Here is a 17,545-nt window from a genome sequence, read left to right as displayed (position 1 = left end):
ATGTATTTGAAACTCGCCTTGCGCAACGTGCGCAAATCGCTGGGAGACTACGCCATCTACTTCATCACGCTTTTTGCGGGCGTTGCCGTCTTCTACGCGTTCAATTCCATCGAAGCCCAGCAAATCCTCTTCGACATTCAGCAGGACGACGACGTCTTCAAGAGCGTATCGGAGTTCATGGGCCTCTTCTCATACGTCGTCGCGTTCGTCCTTGGATTTCTCGTCATCTACGCCAACGGCTTCATCGTCCGCAGGCGGCACCGAGAATTCGGCACGTACCTTACCCTTGGCATGAGCACACGCGGCGTTACCCTCGTCATGCTCATAGAAACGCTGCTCATCGGCCTTGTCGCGCTTGTTCTAGGCATTGCCGCAGGCTTCCTGCTCAGCCAGCTGCTTTCGTTTGCCACGGCCAAGCTCCTGGGCACCATCATCCAGCATTACCAATTCGTCTTCTCGATGGGCGCGCTCAAGAACACGGTCCTATGCCTTGGCATCATCTTTGCCGTCGTCGCCCTGTTTAACGTCGTGATCATTGGTCGCACCAGCATCATCAAGCTTCTCGACAACGCCTCTCGCCAGCAGCGCGTCATCATGCGCAACCCTATCGCAAGCGCCATCGTCTTCGTTGTATCCATCGCCATTCTGGCCTTTGCCTACAATCGACTGGCGGAAAACGGGCTCCTCATGCTCGATGACCCCAAGTTCATGCAGGCCACCATCGCCATGCTCATTGGCACGCTCCTGCTGTTCTGGTCGGCCGCGGGAATCGTCATTGCCATCGTAAGCAGGCTCAAAGCCTACCATCGCGGCCTTACGGCCTTCACGATGCGCCAAGTCGCCTCGCGCATCAACACGGCATTCGTTTCGCTCTGGGCCATCAGCGTCATTCTCTTCTTCGCCATGACCGTCTTCTCCACGGGCATGGGCATCGCAGACGCGCTCACGAGCAACGCCGAGAAGCTCACCCCCTATGATTGCTCGGCCCCACTATTCCAGCGCATTGACCAGACGCTCGAAGAAGAGGGCGGGAATGCGCTGGCCGCGTACCAGTCGAACGAAGGCGACCGCGTAGCCGCCATCCGGCTTGCCGACCCCGATTGGGATACGTACGTGCGAGAAGCCGTACAGCTTGACTCGTATTTGCTTGTCAGCAAATCGGGAGAGGGCGCTGCATACACGTATGACGACCTACTTTCCAACTCGAATGTGCCCATGAGCGAAGCGCTTGCGTCGATAACCAACAATGAGACCCCGGTCACCATGCAGAAGCTCTCTCAATACAATGCGACTATGCGCATGATCGGGCAGACCGGCCTTACGCTCGGACATGACGAAGTGGCCATCGCCAATACAATCGACTTCGCCCAAGCCCAAGCCGACGATCTGGTGAGCAGCCATGCGCACGTCTCCTACGGGGGATACGAGCTAACCGTTGCATGCGGAACCTCCGTGGAAGAGTCGAACACGGCAATGGGCAGCGTGGGGCTCGTCATCATCGCCAACGACGATATCGTGGATGAACTCGCTGCGAACGATCAGGCAATATACAGCAGCAGCTATCTGAACTTCATGTTCGTCACCAATGACGCCGACGCGAATGACCAAGCACTCTCCCGCACCAGCCAACGCTGCGAGGACGCGTATTCCGAATCGTGGCCCCTTGAAGCCACGCTCACCCAGCAGGAGATGCTCTCTCAGGCACTGTTCCTGCGCATGCTCGTAACGTACCTCGCGGTATACATCGGCTTCGTGTTCCTCATTGCGGTGACGGCCTTGCTCGCAATTCGCCAGCTATCCGATGTCTCCGTATCCCTTCCGCGCTACTGCACGCTCTCGCGCATCGGCACCGACGAGCACGACATCCAGCGCTCGCTGCGCCATCAGGTGGAACTGTACTTCCTCGCACCGCTGGTCGTAGCCATCTGCCACACGGCCTGGAGCATCAACGTCATGAACGGATCGCTCACGGCGGCGCTGGGCGTAAACCCCGCAAACTCGATTGCGCTCACCGCCGTCCTCATGACCATCATTTACGGAGGGTACATGCTCATCACGTACCTGGTAAGCAAGCGCCTTGTGAAAGCGACGCTCGCGCGCTAACGAGCGCCGCGCATACCCCATAAAGAGAGGCCGGGTTGAGGCAATGCCCCAACCCGGCTTCTCGCATGATGGAAGATGCAGCTAAGCGGCCTTCCTGGTCGCTACGGCATGAGCGGCCAGCCCAATGGCCACGCCCAAGACAGCGGGAAGCAACCACGACAACCCCATGTCGAACAGGGGCACATACGCAGAAGCACCCGCCAGCAGCCCCTCGAAGGGAGCACGCGCCACCTCGGGCAATCCATTCAGAAAATCGAGCACGCACGTCACGGTAACGCATGCCACGACCGCCACATACACCTGGCGAGGAACCGAAACCCAACGCCCAGCCAAGGCCAGACCAATGAGCACGATGGCAAGCGGATACAGGAACATGAGCACGGGAACCGCGTACTCAATGACGCGCGTAAGGCCAGCATTAGCGATTATCAGGGAAAACACCGCAAACAGCAGCACCCACACCCGATACGAAGGACCTTTCGGAAGCACTTCGCGGAAGAACTCCGCACAGCTCACCAGCAGGCCAACGGCCACCTTCAGGCAAGCCAGCGCAACGGTGACGGCCAGGATGACCAAACCGGCAGGGCCAAAGTAGGCCGTGGCGATCTGGGTAAGGGCGATGCCGCCATTTTCCGAAACGCCCAACGCCCCTACGCTCTGAGCGCCCACCAGGGCAAGCGCGCCATAGATGACCACCATGATGGCGCAGCTCACCGCACCACAGCGCACAACCTCACCCGCCACGGCACCGCCATCGGAAACGCCCAGGCGGCGAATGACATCAACGACCACACCGCCAAAGGCCAGGGCGGCAAGAACGTCCATGGTGTTGTACCCCTCGAAGAACCCGTTCGAGAAGGCATTCGTCTGGTAGTTGGCGGAAGCAGCCGCCGCATCCACGGACGACAGCGGGTTCACCAACGCGGTAATGAGCAGCACGGCCAGGAACACCAAGAACAACGGCGTAATGACCTTGCCGATCCACGTGAGAATCTGACCAGGGCGCATGGCCAACAAGACGGCGATTGCGAAGAATACGACCGTACACGCGGGCAGCCACGAAGAGCCCACGAGCGGCTCGATGCCCACGGTGTAGGTAACCGACGCGCAGCGGGGAATGGCGAAGAAGGGCCCAATGGTCAGGTAGAGCACGCTCATAAACGCAATGCCCCACGTGCCGCCAACCTTTTGCGCAAGCTCAAGGCCGCCCGAAGCACGGCTCGCACCCAGCGCGGCAACGCCAAGCAACGGCAGGCCCACAGCGGTAATCACGAAGCCAAGAGTGGCAACCCACACATTGCCCGCGGCAAGCTGGCCCAGGTGAACGGGGAAAATGAGGTTTCCCGCACCAAACAGCATGCCGAACAGCATGACTGCAACCGATATCCTATCCCTAGCCTTCACGGGCACTCCTTACGTTCGAAAAACAGGGGCACATGATAGCACGCACGCCGCGCAAGGCGCCAAGCGCTCCACACTCCCTCGACACGCAACGCGCACCGCCCGCCCGGCTGGTAGAATCTCTTCCGTTGTCACAGAAGCGCCACGAAAGGACACCCATGCGAGACATCGAGCTGAAACGCGTATACCGGCATTTTAAGGGCGACCACTATCTCGTGGAAGACATTGCCCGCCATTCCGAGACCAACGAGGAATACGTGGTATACCGCAAGCTCTACGGCGACGGCTCGCTGTGGATCCGCCCCAAGACCATGTTCCTTTCCGAAGTCGACCATGAAAAGTATCCCGATTGCCCGCAGAAGTACCGATTCGAGCTACAGGACATCGAAAGCGTCGCCCACAAGGCATAGAAAACGGGCTGGTCGATCATCACTCGACCAGCCCGTTGCTCATATGGCGGAAAATGTCTAGCTGCAGATCTTGCCCGGGTTCAAAATGCACTTCGGGTCGAAGACGGCCTTGATACCCGCCATGAGGTTGATGGGCGTCTCGCCCAGCGAAGCGCGCAGGTAATCCTTCTTCGCATGGCCGATGCCGTGCTCGCCGGAAATCTGGCCGCCCAACTCGGCGCACTTGGCGTACGCAGCTTCCATGACCTTGGCGGACTGCTGCAGGAACTCGTCCTGGTCGGCGTCGTTCGCGCAGCAATAAATGTGCAGGTTGCCATCGCCCGCATGACCGAACGAGCGAATGCGCGTGCCATTCTGCTCGCCCACTTCATGGACGTACTTCAGGAAGTCGGCAATCACGTTCACGGGCACGACCACGTCCATCTCGTCGATGAGGTCGGTATCCGATTCGATGACGGTCAAGAACGAGCTGCGGGCCGCCCAGACGCTTTCCTTCTGAGACGGATCCTGCACCACGAGCGTATCGAACGCGCCCTGTTCATCGGCGATTTCAGCCAGGCGCTCGGCACGCATGAAGATCTCGTCCTCATCGTTTCCGTCGAGCGTGACCAGAATGTACGCGCCCGCTTCGCAACCATTCACTTCCGTGGGGAACACGTGGTTACCCGTGGCCTCGGCCGAGGTATCCACGATGTCGCGCTCCATGAACTCGATGGACTGCGGATTCAGACCAGCAAGCTTGATTTTGGGAACAGACTCGATGGCCGACTCGATGTTCTCGAACGGCAGGATGAAGCTCATGTCCTCACGCGGATTGGGAACGAGCTTCAGCGTGAGCTCGCAGATGACGCCGAGCGTGCCTTCCGAGCCAATCATCAGGTGCAGCAGGCTATACCCCGAGCTGGTCTTCGTGACCGCGCGGCCAATATGCTGAATTTCGCCCGTGGGAAGCACCACGGTCATGGCCAGCACGTAATCGCGCGTCGTGCCGTACTTTACGGCACGCATGCCACCGGCGTTGGTGCTCACGTTGCCACCCAGAGAACCGGTCTTCTCACCAGGGTCGGGCGGATACATAAGATCGTGGTCCAGAGCGTCGGCAGCCAGATCGCACAGGCGCACGCCCGGCTGAACGCGCACATTCAGGTTGTCCATATCGTACGCAATGATCTTGTCCATGCGCATCGTGCACAAAACGACGCCGCCATACAACGGCGTGCTGCCGCCAACCAGGCCCGTACCTGCGCCGCGCACCGTAACGGGAATGCTGTTCTCGTAGCACAGCTTCATGATGGCCGCCACTTCCTCGGTGGTAGCGGGAAGGCAAACCGCCTCGGGCATGCGCGTGCCGTAAATGGGCATCTCGTCATGCGCGTAATCTTCGGCGATGTCCTCGCCGGTAAGGCAGTTGTCGGTGCCCACGATTTCCGCAAGCTGGGAAACCAGCTCGGGCGTGAGCTGATGATACTCGGGCATTAAAGCTCCTTTCCATGCAGGTCCCTTCCCGCATGTTACGTTCTCCCTCAATGAGAGACTGTTATACCAGTTTAGTTGGGTGCTACCGGCCCCAGAGTAATAAAACCCCCGAGAATAATAAGGCCCGCTGGCGTAGCGCCAGCGGGCCACATGGCTTAGGAGGCTTGCATTTTCCGCAAGCGGGCATGCAGGAACAGGCCCTCGTCGGTGTCGGCGATCAAACGAGGCGTTGCATATTCCTCGATGATGCGCGCCGTAGAGTGGATATCCAGATTATCGCGGATGGCGTCATCCACGCTGGGCAGGGGCTCGTGGCTATAGAGGACCAGGTCGTTCGGGCCGCTCACCAGCGTGAAGCCGGCAATGCCCGTGGTCTTCTGGTACGCCGCGGAAAAGCCGCCGTCGATGCAGATCACCTTGCCGCCAGCCTTCACCGGGTCTTCCCCGTCCTTCACCTTCACGGGCACGTGACCGCACACCAAATGGGCGGTATGGGGGTCGAGGCCGAAGTCGCGGAAGATGTTGTTGTAGGGCTCTTCCGAATCGAAGAGCTGGTAGAACGCATTCTTGACTTCCTTGCGCGCTTCCTTTTCGCGGCACATGTATATTTCGAACGTGGCCATCTTGCTCTTCGCGAACAGGGGCGAGCCTTCGCCCAGCCACAGGTACCACATGATGTCCCGACCGCGCTTGCGCGTTTCCTCGTCTTCGGCGCGGAAGCCGCGATACACCCATTCCTGCAGCTCGTCGTACAGAGCCAGGCCCGAGCACGTCTTCCCAAAGATGTCGACTTCCTTCAGGCTGCCATCCTCGTTCAGCGGCACGCAGGCATGGAGCAGCAGGTTTCCGTTGGAAAGAGCATACAGACTGCCGCGGTCGAGCAGAACGCGCATGTGCTTCTGCAGCGTTTCGCACGTCATGAACTCATGCTCCAGATGGCGCATGACCGCTTCCTCTTCCGGCGTGAGCTCGTAGGGATGCTCGCGGTCGACCGTGGGCAGGTACGTATCGGTGACTTCGTATTCCACGCCATCCACCGGCACGATGCCACGCTCGTAGTCGATAAGGTGCAGCAGCTTGCGGCTTTCCAGCCCAAAGCTCGGGTTCTCATCGATAAGCTGGGCTTCCACCTTGAACTGCAAGATGGCCATGGCCTTCTGCACCTTTATGGCAGCGTCGAGCTCCTGCGGAGAAAGGCCCGGGTTCACCTTCAGGGCGAAGGCCTCGCACGGGTCGCCCTCGTACGCCTTCAGCGCGAAGTCCACCAGGGGCGCAAGGTCCATGCCGTAGGCATCGGTAAGGATGTCGAGGTTGCCATAGCGCGCGCAGTTGCGCACCACGTGCGCGATGCAGCCGCGCTGGCCCAGGGAGGCGCCCATCCACACCATGTCGTGGTTGCCCCACTGGATGTCGAGAGAGGGCAGCTTGGCCAGCTCGTCCATGATCAGATGCGGCGCGGGGCCGCGGTCGTAGATGTCGCCCACCATGTGCACATGGCCAATGACCAGGTGCTGAATGGCCTGGCACAGCGCAATGATCTGCACATCGGGATCGTTCGAGAGCTCGGGGGCCTGTGCGGGAGCCTTGTCTTCCAGGCCCAGGATGACGTACACCTCGCGGGCAACGTCGCTGGAAAGCGCATCGGCAACGGAGCGAGGCGAACGGTCGGCAGCCACATGGCGAAGAACCGCAAGCAGGTTCTTCATAGTGTGGATGCGCCACAGATCGGCATCGTCGGCTGCCTCCACCAGCAGGGGAAGCTTGCGATGCGGATAGTACACGAGCGTTGCCAGGGCATCGGCCTCGCTCTCTTCCAGCTGATCGCCCAGCACGTCGTCGATGGCCACGCGCACCATGCCGCACCCATTACGCAGGATATGCACGAACGCGCCGTATTCGCCATGCACATCGGAAACGAAGTACTCGGGCGTTTTCAGGGCATTCAGTTCAGCGGATATCTTCTTGATTTCCTCTTCGCGGTCCATGGGCGTCCTTTCGTGTTGGTTGTTCCGTCCTATGGTACCCGATGGAACGAGGATATGCAGCTTATTGCCAAATTGCGCGTAATGCGGCGATTTCCTCCGCATACCCCACAAGCGATTCCTGGGGCGTTTCCAGGTAGAACGGCAGGTGGCGCAACGCGGGATGGCGGGTAACGGCGGAAAGGGCCTCGAAGCCGATTTCCCCCTTGCCAATGCACTCGTGGCGATCCTTATGCGACCCGCAGGGGTTCTTCGAGTCGTTCAGGTGAATGGCCTTCAGCCGATCGAGCCCAATGACGCGGTCGAATTCCTCGAGCACGCCATCTAGGTTGTCGCGAATATCGTAGCCCGCATCCCACACATGGCAGGTATCGAGCGTGACCCCCATATGGTCATCCAGATCTACGCCATCGATGATGGTCGCCAGCTCTTGAAACGTACGCCCGATTTCCGTTCCCTTGCCCGCCATGGTCTCCAGCAGCACGGTGGTCGTCTGCTCGGGGCGCAGCACGTCGTTCAAGACGGCAACGATCTTCTGAATGCCCACTTCGACGCCCTGCCCCACATGACTGCCAGGATGGAAGTTGTAGCACGAACCGGGGAACGTCTCCATGCGCTGCAGGTCATCGGCAAACGTCTGACGCGCGAAATCCTGCACCTCGGGCTTGGCCGCAGCGGCGTTCAGCGTATAGGGAGCATGGGCGAGCATGCACACGATGCCCTGTTCGCGCGCCCGCACGCGATACTGTTCGATGTCCTTCGGGTCGAGCGCCTTCGCCTTGCCGCCGCGCGGGTTGCGCGTAAAGAACTGAAACGTGGTCGCGCCCAGCTTCGCCGCTTCGTCAGCGGCCCTCGCATAGCCTTTGGCCACCGAAAGATGCGGGCCAATTACCAGCTGATTCATGAACTCCCCTTGAAAACGAAACGCCCCATGGCTTCCTGCCATGGGGCGCAAAACCTATCGAGAATGCTTGCCCCGTGGCATCGCAGCCGCCTCGCCCCAGCCAAAGCGTTGCGCAAGCGCATTCGATATCAGCGACACGAGAATGCCCGCTGCAACACCCATGATCAGGCCGGCCAGCACGTCGGTGAGATTGTGCACGCATACGTACAGGCGCGAGAAGGCGATGAGAATCGCCACGACAAGGCCCAGCACCTTCCAGGGCTTCTTTACGTTGCTGAACAGGAGCACCGTTGCCGCCGCGAAGCTTGCCGACGTATGCCCCGAAGGGAACGAGTAGTCGGTCGGGGCCTCCACCAGCAGGGGAAGCAACGTGGGGTCGACCACGAACGGACGCGGCCTAGCGACGATGGGCTTGATGATGAGGTCGCCCACGACCCAAACAAGCGCAACGCCGCAGATGAGCGTAATGCCCCAACGACGATAGCGCTTCATGCAGATAAGCACGATGCCCGTAATAAGCCAAATAGCGCCCTTTTCGCCTAGCATGGTAATGGCAGGCATGACCATGTCGAGAAAGTCGCATCCAATCGTATTCTGGATGCCATGCAAGATTGCAAGATCCATGTGTACCCCCTTCATACGCTTTGAGGAACCCTATCGTACCAGACGGGAGCAAGGGAACCCCACCTCGTTGCCTAGCCGCATGAAGGCAACAGCACTAGCGAACGATGCGCGCGATGCGCTTCGCCAGGGCCATGATGGTGAGCATGGGCGGATTGCCCATTGCCACAGGCAGCAATGACGCGTCGGCAACATAGCAATTGGCGGGCAAAAGACGGCTGTGCAACGTTTGAGCCTCGGCCTTCGTAAGGGGAAACGTGCCGCCCGGATGCCCGGCGTTCATGGTCCCCAAGACCATCTCGTCCTCTCGTACGCCCATGCGCCCAAGAATCTCCTTGCACTGATCGACGCCATACGCCATGCGCTCGTAGTCGCGATCGGTCAGGCGCTTGGCAATGCCGCGGCGGCCCACCGACCCCTCTTGCGTATCGGCGTACTTGATCATAATGCTCGCAATGTCGCGCGCGGGCATGCGCCAGCCCCGGTTGAAGAAGAAGCTCAGCCAGTCCATGTACGGCGAGAGAATGTACCCGTCCTGCTGGCTCGCGAACGGCATGGGAAGCTGCCGATGCAGGGACGCCCCGGGAAGGCGACCCGCCACGCATAGCACCGGGTCGGCGAAGAATGCCTGTTCCGAAACGATGCCCGACGACTCCAGGATGAGAGGGGTTCCCTGCCCGCCAGCCGCGAGGACGACCAAATCGGCGCGGAACAGCTGCTTACGGCCCCGATGAATGGCCCATACGCCCTGCACCTGGTCGCACGATATCTCCAGCCGCATCACACGGCACCGATCGATGATCTGGGCGCCCCGACGCACTGCCTCGTCAAGCAGCGAACGGGCATCCCATTTCGCGCCCGCAGGGCAACCCAAAACGCAGCGCCCGCACGCAACGCATCGCACGTGGGGTTGCATGAATTTCGGCATAACCCTTGGCTGCAGGCCCATTTCCTCGAATATGCCCCAGATCTCCTCCGTACGCTGCGACCAACCACCACGATGGCCTGTCGTTATGGGAAGCTCACCCTGCAGGGCGTCGAACTCGTCGTCGAGGCATATCCCCATGCCACGCAAGGCGCCATCCTGGCGTATCGCATTGGCCGTAGCCAGGGTGGTCGTGCCGCCCACGGAGCGCCCCGTCACGAGCGTCATTTCGGGAACGTGCGCAATCCTCATCTGCGGAAACAGCAGCTGGATCATGCGGTCGTCGAAGAAGGCCCCCGTCTTGCGCCAGGAGGCCAGGCGGCCGATGTTCATGCCGAACGGAGAAAACGTGCCGCCGCTTTCCAACACGGTAACCTGGTAGGACCCCTGCAGCTCGCGGGCCATCATGGCACCACCCGCACCCGACCCAACAACGATAGCCGTCTTCATCGTGCGGCCCCTTTCATTTCAAAGCATGCGCAACACGCATCTGCGCCCTGGGTTACGCGCGAGGAAAAGACGAGTTCGCCATCGCCCACAAGCCCCGCCATAAGGCCCTCGTCCATGCGCGACATCAAGGCGCACGTCGCGGGGCCGTATACGCTCGAAAAATAGCAACTGCGCATGCGAACAGACGCGGATGGGCCGCAATTCCCTTCGCAAGCAGTATCGGAAGAAGAGCAAGAGCAAGCCACGTCGCCCTTTGCAATTTGCCCGCCAGCGCTCGCGCCCTGCGGGGACGCGCTCGCAGCTTGTGCAGGCTGGGCTTCCAGGGCAATGCCGATTACCCGATAGAGCACGCGTACCACTTCCCATGCCTCGTGCTGGTCCGTCGGTCGAAGCACGCGACGCAGGGCGCATGCCGTCGAGCGCATTTCCTCGCGCAGACGCAGAGCCAATTCCGTATTCCGAATGGCATCCAGCTCGTTGGGGGCAAGAGGAGCGCCACGCTCTTCCATACCCCACGAGCGCGCCCGGGCCATGCGCAGCGTATACGCGGCATAGGCATGCAGCCGTTCGGCATGCGACCCATCCAGACGCTTCGGTCGCCCGCTGAACCCACGGGCGGTCGCACGCATCAGCACGCGCAACACAACCTTGCCAAACAAGGTCGGCATGCGACGATGAGCCAGATGGAACACGCGAACCGGAATGGACACCCTACGCCCCCTTCGCCGAACCCCGAGAAGCGGCACTGCCATGGCCCTCGTACAGGGCTTCGATGTCGGCGCGATAATGCTCCTCCACCACGGCATGACGCACCTTTAGATTAGGCGTTAATTCGCCTTTTGCAATAGAGAGGGGCTCGCGTTTCACGACCCATCGCTTCACCTGCTCGGGATGGGACAATTCCGCATTGACGCGCGCGATATCGTCCTCCAGGCCCTCTTCGTCGCGATCCTGGCTCAGCCAAAGCAGTGCACTGCAGAATGGCCTGCCCTCGCCCACGATTACCGCCTCGTCAACGCCGGGAATGCCCTTCAGCGCAGTTTCTACCTTCTGCATATTGACGTTCTTGCCATACGACGTGACGAGCATCTCCTTCTGGCGCCCCACGAGGGAAAGATGTCCCTCGGCGTCGAGCGCCCCGATGTCACCCGTGCGCAGCACACCCCCGCCAACGCTTTGCGACTGAAGGCCATCGTAGCCGAGCGCCACCTGTGGGCCGTACACAACGATTTCTCCGTCCTCGGCAATGCGGATCTGCGTATCAGGAAGCGCCGCGCCCACGCTGCCCAGCTGGTTATCGCCCAGGCGGCTGAGCGTGATGAGGGGCGCTTCCGTCTGCCCATAGGCGTTGTGGATTTCGATCCCCAGCGCGCGATAGCTCTCCAGCAGCTTCCGGCTTACGGGAGCCGAGCCCACCAGCAACTGCTCGCACGCATCAAGCCCCGCCAATTTCAGCAGCTTGCGACGCGCAACGCGCGCAAAGGCGCGCTTCACGGGGCCATCCTTCATGGCTAGGTAGCGCTGACCAGCAGGGTTCGCGGCAAATTGGTCCCATACCTTCTCGTAGAAACGCGGCACGGAAAAGAACACCGTCGGGCGAATCTTGGGCAATGCCTCGGCAAGGGCCGCAAAGTCGTTGAGGTAATAGAGGTCGGTCTTGGCGCGCATGTAATAGGGGGCATACGTTGCCAAGATGCCCTCGACCACGTGGCTCATCGGCAGAAACGACAGGTAGCGCATCTCAGTCGTCCGCCCGCGCCAGCCCAGCAGGGCCGCAAGAACCTCGCCCATCCAGCGCAGCTGGTAATGGTTGAACAGTACGCCCTTCGGCATGCCCGTCGTGCCCGACGTAGAGCGAATCGTGGCTAGCTCCCCATAGTCAACGACCGCCGGTGAAGGCGTCCTACCCACGCCGCGCTCTAGGAACGCATCCCAACGCACCACGTCATCCGCAGGCGCCGGAACCTCCACGCCACCAAAGGCGACGATGGGAACGTCGGCTTCCATCTGGTCAATGCGCGACATGATGCGAGCATCTCCCACGAAGAGCATCGACGCACGTCGCACGCGCAGCAGCGCATCGATTTCCTTGGGCGGGGTCGTATAGTACACGGGAACGCTCACCGCGCCCGCAAGGCCCAACGCCATGTCAAGGGCAAAGTACGTCGTACTATTCGCCCCGGCCACGGCAATGCGATCGCCTGGCTGTACGCCCCACGCATCAAGCGCCGCATGGATGCGCGCAATAAGATCGTCCATCTCTTTCGCAGGCATGTTGCTTATGCCCTGAGCGCTCACATCATGATAGACAATGGGCGCGCTTGCGCTCTTCCGCCGAAACGCAGCTTGCTCGAACACCGTTCGACTGCTGTGATGCAGGAAGTTCTTGCGGCACGCATACGCCAGCATCGAATCGATGTAGTCACGCCAGAGGGGAAGCTCGCGCCTACGCGGACCAAGGTTTTCCGTGTCGAAGTCACGCCTATCGTAGAAATACGGCGTGAGCGCCATAAGGTTCGCCGCGCGACCATGAGCGCGCTCCTCCCCCTGCATGTTCCGCGCCGCGCCGCGATTCGCCAGACCCGGTATGGGCATGCAAAGCATCCGGGGAACAGTCACCCCAAGCTCGCGCTTCGCCCACGCACGAACGTAGTCGACAAGCTCGCCCACCTGCGGTTGCTGCTCCTTGGGAGTTACCAGGTGAAACGTCTTGCCCTGGGCATCGCCCTCAAACAAGAGACCCACCAGGGTGCGGGCAACATAATCCACGGGGACGATGTTGACCCTTTGGCGACGCGATACGGGAAGGAAGCGAACGCCCTGCGTAAGCAGAAGCTTCAGCACGTAGTACACCGTATTGAACGTGGCGATGCGCCCCGTTTCGCTGTCGCCCACTATCATGCCGGGACGAAATACGGTAAACGGCAAACCGCTTTGCCGCACCAGGCACTCGGCTTGCCACTTGCTCTCCTCGTACGCGCTATTGAAAGCGTGCTCGGGCAGTTCGTCGGCAGGAATACGCCCATCGAGCGCGCCAGCGACATACGCCGTCGACACGAAGGCGAATCGCTCCATGCCGCCGGAAGCCCGCATATCCCGCGCAAGCTCCAAGGCCTCGCGCGTACCGCCCAGATTTACCTGCTGCATCTCGGCGCGGGACTTCATGATCTCCACCTGGGCAGCCGCATGCACGACGAACCCGCACGCTTCGATTACGCGCACACGGTCGGACGAAGAGAGCCCCATGCCCGGCTCTGTCAGGCTTCCTACCACCGGGAATACGCGGCGCCCCACGGCTTCGCGCAATTCCGGCAGCTCCCACCAAAGATTGCGCAGGCGAATGCCCGCTTCGCGCTCGTCGCGCGCCCTCACCAGCGCATAAATGGGCGCGTCGGTCGCGCCCAAGAGTTCCCTAACAATAAACGTGCCCAGAAAACCCGTGGCACCCGTCAGGAATATACCCATACGTTTTTCGGCCATCGCACGCCTACTTCCCAAGGGGGCCGCACACTGCCGCACACGCTTCGCGCAACCGCGAAGGATTGGCTCTCGAGGCAGAGGAGGAAACGTCCGCCGCTTCCGACGCATACGCCGGTCGCTCATGCAGGGACGCCGATGGTGCCGCAAGTCGCGTAGCCGCTTCGCCAACCACCGCGGAAGCCTGGAAGCGAGCCGCTTCGCTCTCGCGAACCATGCGCTCCATAAGGGCCATCATGTCGAACATGTCGCTGCGGTACTGTTCCGCCGACTTCACGAGCCTGCGTCGAATAGATTCCCCGTTCGCGTCGATATAGGCAATCGAACGGCGAAGATGCTCCGCCAGCTGCGTATCGTCGGTGCGCAGCAGCAGGTGCTCCGACAAGCCCACCTCGTCCATCGTATTCTGAAGGCGTTCGTCCATGGAAACGGCAACCGTGGGCACGCCGGCAGGCATGCTCAGCACGTTCGCGTGATAGCGCGAGGTAATGAGCAGCGACAGGCTGCGCAAGACCGCCGTCATGCGATACGCATTGTGCTCGCGCGCCAGGAAGATGGAATGCGGGGCACGAATGAGCCCCGACAGCTTGAGGCACGCGCGCTCGTCAAGGCGTTCCATGCCCAGCAGCACCACATGACAACCCGTCTGCTCGTAGCGAGCATTCACGGCCTCGGCAAGCGCATTGATGTACGCATCGAACGCCCGATCGCGCTCGGGCGACTCGCTGAAGAAGTACCATTTCGCGAAGTTCTGAGACCAGTCGCGGGTCACGGCCGCACGTACCGTCTTCGCAAGCGACGGCTTCACGGGCCAGCAGAACGGATTGATGGCAGCGACGCCCAGAAGAGGGGCAGAGCCGTCCCAGCCATCGGAATGCAGCTGCGCATTTACGACCGCCCTATCGCTTTCCGCAACCTGGAAATCCCAGGCCGCATCAGTTCCCTCAAACGCGTTCAAGCCCAGTTCGAGCACGCGTTCGTACGACGCCTTGCTGCGCGCGATGAACTGTACCTCGGAAAACTCCTTGCGCACGGTACGCTCCAGGAACGCATCCATGTCGCCTGCTTCCGAACCCAGGGCGATGCAAGGCTTTCCCTGGGCCTTCATGATGCCCGCCGCTTCCGCGAAGAACAACGTGAGGGCATTGGCGAACTTGCTCTTCAAGGTAGAACCCTCGCAGAGGATCACCACGTCGTGAGCCGTGCAGGCACGAAGCGTGACGAAGGGATACAAAGAACTGAACTGCAGAGACTCGATACCGTTGGGGAAATAGCAATCGGTCGCATTGCGGTCGAGGGTCATGACCGTCACCTGAGCGCGCTCGGCGAAACGCCCCTGAACGATACGGGCGATTTCGGCCGTACGCACATCGGCCCCCGTATTTCCCGCACCGTTATACCCCACAAGTAGAAAGCGAATGGGAGCATTGGGTTGCATTTCGCTATAGCGAACAAGGCCCAACTTCGAAAGCGGCTTCGCCCATGCAGAAATTCGCACAAGCACGCGAACGACAATGTCCAAAAGACGATCCATATGCATAACACCCCATGTAATCCAGTATTACGGATGGAATGGTATCACGCAATCTAATTGTACACAATACAACACTCGTAGTATACGCACGAGAAAAGCCCCTGGCCACGCACCGCTTACGCAGTGCTCACCAGGGGCTTTAAAGGTATCCCGATATGGAGAAAAATGACGCACCCGTCACCAAGGCGTCATCATGTACCCACAGCGGGCGTTACGCCTCAACGAGAGAAGACCCAAAGGGTGCAATGGCCAGACGAGCCATCTTGAAGAGCTGCATGCCGAAGGGAATCCCCACGACCGTTACGCAAAACAGTATCCCCATTACGGCGTAAGCCACGGCCGTCCAAAACCCAATGACCAGGAACCACACGATGTTGGCCAACAACGACGGCGCGCCGCCGCCGTATACGATATCCTTCCCGAACGGCGCGAGCGTAAGCGCCGCCATGCGAAACGAGATGCGCCCCAGCGGAATGCCAATGATGGAGATGTAGAAGATGCAGCCCGCAAGGCAGAAGCCCAGAGCCGTAATCCACCCGCCGGTGAGAATCCAAATGATGTTTCCAATTGTGCGCATGGTTCCTCCTGGACGATAAACGAGCTTGCTCGCCATGCTACCAGGGATATCACCCTCGCGTGTACGATAGAGAGTACTTCCACATGAACAAGGGATGGAGGTTTGTCCACGCGTCCGCTGGACATGCAGTAGGCGGATCCGCTCTTGGCTCGCGCGAGCGCTATACGCCGCTTCGCAAGCGAGAACGGGGCGCTCTGCGCCCGATTATTGCGATAGAGAGCGGCTGCTTCGACAACGCGCGGCGGGTCATCATGCCTTTCGTACCTACAGCTCTGCCGCCCCCGTTTGCATATAGAGCTTCGCATCGAATGGATCGCCATTGCGCATGCGCAGCTTCACGAACGTAGGGACGCAGTAGAGCGCAAGCTGACCCTCGCCCTGAGGGACCACCTTGGAAAACGTTGCGGGCAGTACGCAGCGCCACCGATCGTCGGCAAGGCCCATGTCCTCGAGCGTATGCATGTACGCGGCTGCATCGCCGCCTTCCTCGAACAGCTCACGCACATGCGCTGCCGAGCCAAAGGGAAACGCAGCCGAAAGGCCAATCGTAGAGCCCACGGAGCCATCACGCATCAAGTCGAACTGCAATTCCAGCCCGAAAGGCGATTCCAGGATGGGACGTACGCAATCTTGCAGCAACGAACCAGCCGTATAAAAGCCGCACGCACACAGATCATCGACGAGCAACGAGCAGTCTTCTTCGTATCGAGCAGCTGTTTTACGGTCGGCGAAGCAGTCGACGCGAAGGTGCGCCCCCGGCCGCCCCGGATGCACGCCGGTATACCAAATCTTCCAGCCAGCTGGCAGGGAGTCGGAGAATTCACGATAGAGGTCGTACGCATCCTCACCTGCCGCAATGTCAAAGAATCGCTTGATATCGCGCAGGGGACTCCCGTTGATGTTCACATGCACCGCTGGATCATTCAAACGACCTCGCGAGATGTCAAACGCCAACGCCAAGCCATTGCCGCCTGGCTCCTCATTGGCATACCACCTGAATAATTCGCCGTAGGGGCTCCTCAAGTCGATTTCCTCGGCCTTCAAATCACGCAGTGCCCAATGCGAATACGCCATGTGCAAATCAAAACGAGCTTCGCCCAAAAGCGGTATTTCGAACCAGAGAACGGGCATCTGCTGCGTGTTCGGAGCGCGCAAAATTGCCTCCCGCGCCAGAGACGCACCCGCCGAGGCGGGACACGCATGGACGTCCTTGCCCACGGAAGCACCCAACAAGGCCTCGGAACGCACATCGTTCGTCATGAGCGCGTATAGAGCATCGAACATTTCCACGTTGGTCAACATAGCCAGAGCTCCCCATCTGCCGGCAACAAACCCCAACGCCCATTGTACGCAGTGCAGAGCCAGAACGCCCTTGCTGAGAACGTTCCGTAACGAATCGCAGTCAAGCAGGGAGGCGCAAGGCGAGAGCCCTGGGCCGAGCAAGCAGCTCCGCCCGAACGCACGACGCGGCTCGGGCGCGAGATTCCGCACGCGCGAGTCGCATTCCGGCGCGCGACCCGGAAGCGGCTGGCCACGACAGGCCCCAAGACCCAATTCCGATGCGCAAGCCCCCGACAACTCAAAGGGGCCGCCCGGCGGCGCGAGAGTGCCAGCCGGGCGGCCCCATGGCATGGAAATGCCCCCCATGAGCGCGACGCCCTATCCTCCCACGGACTACACCGCAG

The 17,545-nt window shown here is 60.5% G+C and carries 13 protein-coding genes; 2 read left to right on the top strand and 11 right to left on the bottom strand.

Going from position 1 to position 17,545, the window contains the following annotated elements:
• A complete protein-coding gene (locus tag E7002_RS08200) occupies positions 1-2,103 on the top strand; it encodes an FtsX-like permease family protein (protein ID WP_303728405.1) in 2,103 nt (700 codons plus the stop codon).
• A gap of 81 nt (positions 2,104-2,184) precedes the next feature.
• On the opposite strand, the gene brnQ is transcribed toward E7002_RS08200, so the two are convergent.
• Positions 2,185-3,507 (bottom strand): branched-chain amino acid transport system II carrier protein, encoded by a 1,323-nt coding sequence (gene brnQ / locus E7002_RS08195; RefSeq protein ID WP_303728404.1) that lies wholly within the window; start codon positions 3,505-3,507, stop codon positions 2,185-2,187.
• A 155-nt stretch (positions 3,508-3,662) separates the two neighbouring features.
• Here brnQ and E7002_RS08190 point away from each other — a divergent pair, with 155 nt between their 5' ends.
• A complete protein-coding gene (locus E7002_RS08190; RefSeq protein WP_066664158.1) occupies positions 3,663-3,914 on the top strand; it encodes a DUF1653 domain-containing protein in 252 nt (83 codons plus the stop codon).
• Positions 3,915-3,971: 57 nt separating this feature from the next.
• Here E7002_RS08190 and E7002_RS08185 read toward each other — a convergent pair whose 3' ends face one another.
• The 10 genes from E7002_RS08185 to E7002_RS08140 all read right to left on the bottom strand — a co-directional run bounded on the left by E7002_RS08185 (position 3,972) and on the right by E7002_RS08140 (position 17,162).
• Positions 3,972-5,390, bottom strand: a complete 1,419-nt coding sequence (locus E7002_RS08185) for an FAD-binding oxidoreductase (RefSeq protein WP_303728403.1) — start codon at positions 5,388-5,390, stop codon at positions 3,972-3,974.
• Positions 5,391-5,545: 155 nt separating this feature from the next.
• Positions 5,546-7,375 carry a fructose-bisphosphatase class III gene (locus E7002_RS08180; RefSeq protein ID WP_303728402.1) on the bottom strand — a complete coding sequence of 610 codons (1,830 nt, stop codon included), beginning with the start codon at positions 7,373-7,375 and terminating at the stop codon, positions 5,546-5,548.
• A gap of 61 nt (positions 7,376-7,436) precedes the next feature.
• Positions 7,437-8,276, bottom strand: a complete 840-nt coding sequence (locus tag E7002_RS08175) for a deoxyribonuclease IV (protein ID WP_303728401.1) — start codon at positions 8,274-8,276, stop codon at positions 7,437-7,439.
• 54 nt (positions 8,277-8,330) lie between these two features.
• A complete protein-coding gene (locus E7002_RS08170; RefSeq protein ID WP_303728400.1) occupies positions 8,331-8,900 on the bottom strand; it encodes a phosphatase PAP2 family protein in 570 nt (189 codons plus the stop codon).
• A 94-nt stretch (positions 8,901-8,994) separates the two neighbouring features.
• On the bottom strand, positions 8,995-10,272 hold the full coding sequence (locus E7002_RS08165) for an FAD-dependent oxidoreductase (RefSeq protein WP_303728399.1): 1,278 nt from the start codon (positions 10,270-10,272) through the stop codon (positions 8,995-8,997).
• Entirely contained in the window at positions 10,269-10,982 is a 714-nt protein-coding gene (locus E7002_RS08160) for a hypothetical protein (RefSeq protein ID WP_303728398.1), read from the bottom strand. Before E7002_RS08160 ends, E7002_RS08165 begins: the two co-directional genes overlap by 4 nt.
• 1 nt (position 10,983) lies before the next feature.
• Complete coding sequence (locus tag E7002_RS08155; protein ID WP_303728397.1) at positions 10,984-13,752, bottom strand: AMP-binding protein; 2,769 nt, start codon at positions 13,750-13,752, stop codon at positions 10,984-10,986.
• 7 nt (positions 13,753-13,759) lie between these two features.
• On the bottom strand, positions 13,760-15,283 hold the full coding sequence (locus E7002_RS08150) for a polysaccharide pyruvyl transferase family protein (protein WP_303728396.1): 1,524 nt from the start codon (positions 15,281-15,283) through the stop codon (positions 13,760-13,762).
• A 211-nt stretch (positions 15,284-15,494) separates the two neighbouring features.
• Entirely contained in the window at positions 15,495-15,860 is a 366-nt protein-coding gene (locus E7002_RS08145) for a YccF domain-containing protein (RefSeq protein ID WP_303728395.1), read from the bottom strand.
• Positions 15,861-16,124: 264 nt separating this feature from the next.
• Positions 16,125-17,162: a hypothetical protein gene (locus tag E7002_RS08140; RefSeq protein ID WP_303728394.1), complete on the bottom strand. Its 1,038-nt coding sequence runs from the start codon at positions 17,160-17,162 to the stop codon at positions 16,125-16,127.
• Positions 17,163-17,545: the final 383 nt, after the last annotated feature.

It is taken from the genome of Denitrobacterium detoxificans, from assembly GCF_015062615.1.
Lineage (GTDB): Bacteria > Actinomycetota > Coriobacteriia > Coriobacteriales > Eggerthellaceae > Denitrobacterium > Denitrobacterium detoxificans_A.
This window is presented reverse-complemented; position numbering and strand designations above follow the sequence as displayed.

Bases quoted from the DNA above. Each gene is read 5' to 3' on its own strand.
- E7002_RS08140 (WP_303728394.1), bottom strand. From the start codon at position 17,162: ATGTTGACCAACGTGGAAATGTTCGATGCTCTATACGCGCTCATGACG.
- E7002_RS08190 (WP_066664158.1), top strand. From the start codon at position 3,663: ATGCGAGACATCGAGCTGAAACGCGTATACCGGCATTTTAAGGGCGAC.
- E7002_RS08185 (WP_303728403.1), bottom strand. From the start codon at position 5,390: ATGCCCGAGTATCATCAGCTCACGCCCGAGCTGGTTTCCCAGCTTGCG.
- E7002_RS08175 (WP_303728401.1), bottom strand. From the start codon at position 8,276: ATGAATCAGCTGGTAATTGGCCCGCATCTTTCGGTGGCCAAAGGCTAT.
- E7002_RS08150 (WP_303728396.1), bottom strand. From the start codon at position 15,283: ATGGATCGTCTTTTGGACATTGTCGTTCGCGTGCTTGTGCGAATTTCT.
- E7002_RS08180 (WP_303728402.1), bottom strand. From the start codon at position 7,375: ATGGACCGCGAAGAGGAAATCAAGAAGATATCCGCTGAACTGAATGCC.
- E7002_RS08155 (WP_303728397.1), bottom strand. From the start codon at position 13,752: ATGGCCGAAAAACGTATGGGTATATTCCTGACGGGTGCCACGGGTTTT.
- E7002_RS08165 (WP_303728399.1), bottom strand. From the start codon at position 10,272: ATGAAGACGGCTATCGTTGTTGGGTCGGGTGCGGGTGGTGCCATGATG.
- E7002_RS08145 (WP_303728395.1), bottom strand. From the start codon at position 15,860: ATGCGCACAATTGGAAACATCATTTGGATTCTCACCGGCGGGTGGATT.
- E7002_RS08200 (WP_303728405.1), top strand. From the start codon at position 1: ATGTATTTGAAACTCGCCTTGCGCAACGTGCGCAAATCGCTGGGAGAC.
- E7002_RS08170 (WP_303728400.1), bottom strand. From the start codon at position 8,900: ATGGATCTTGCAATCTTGCATGGCATCCAGAATACGATTGGATGCGAC.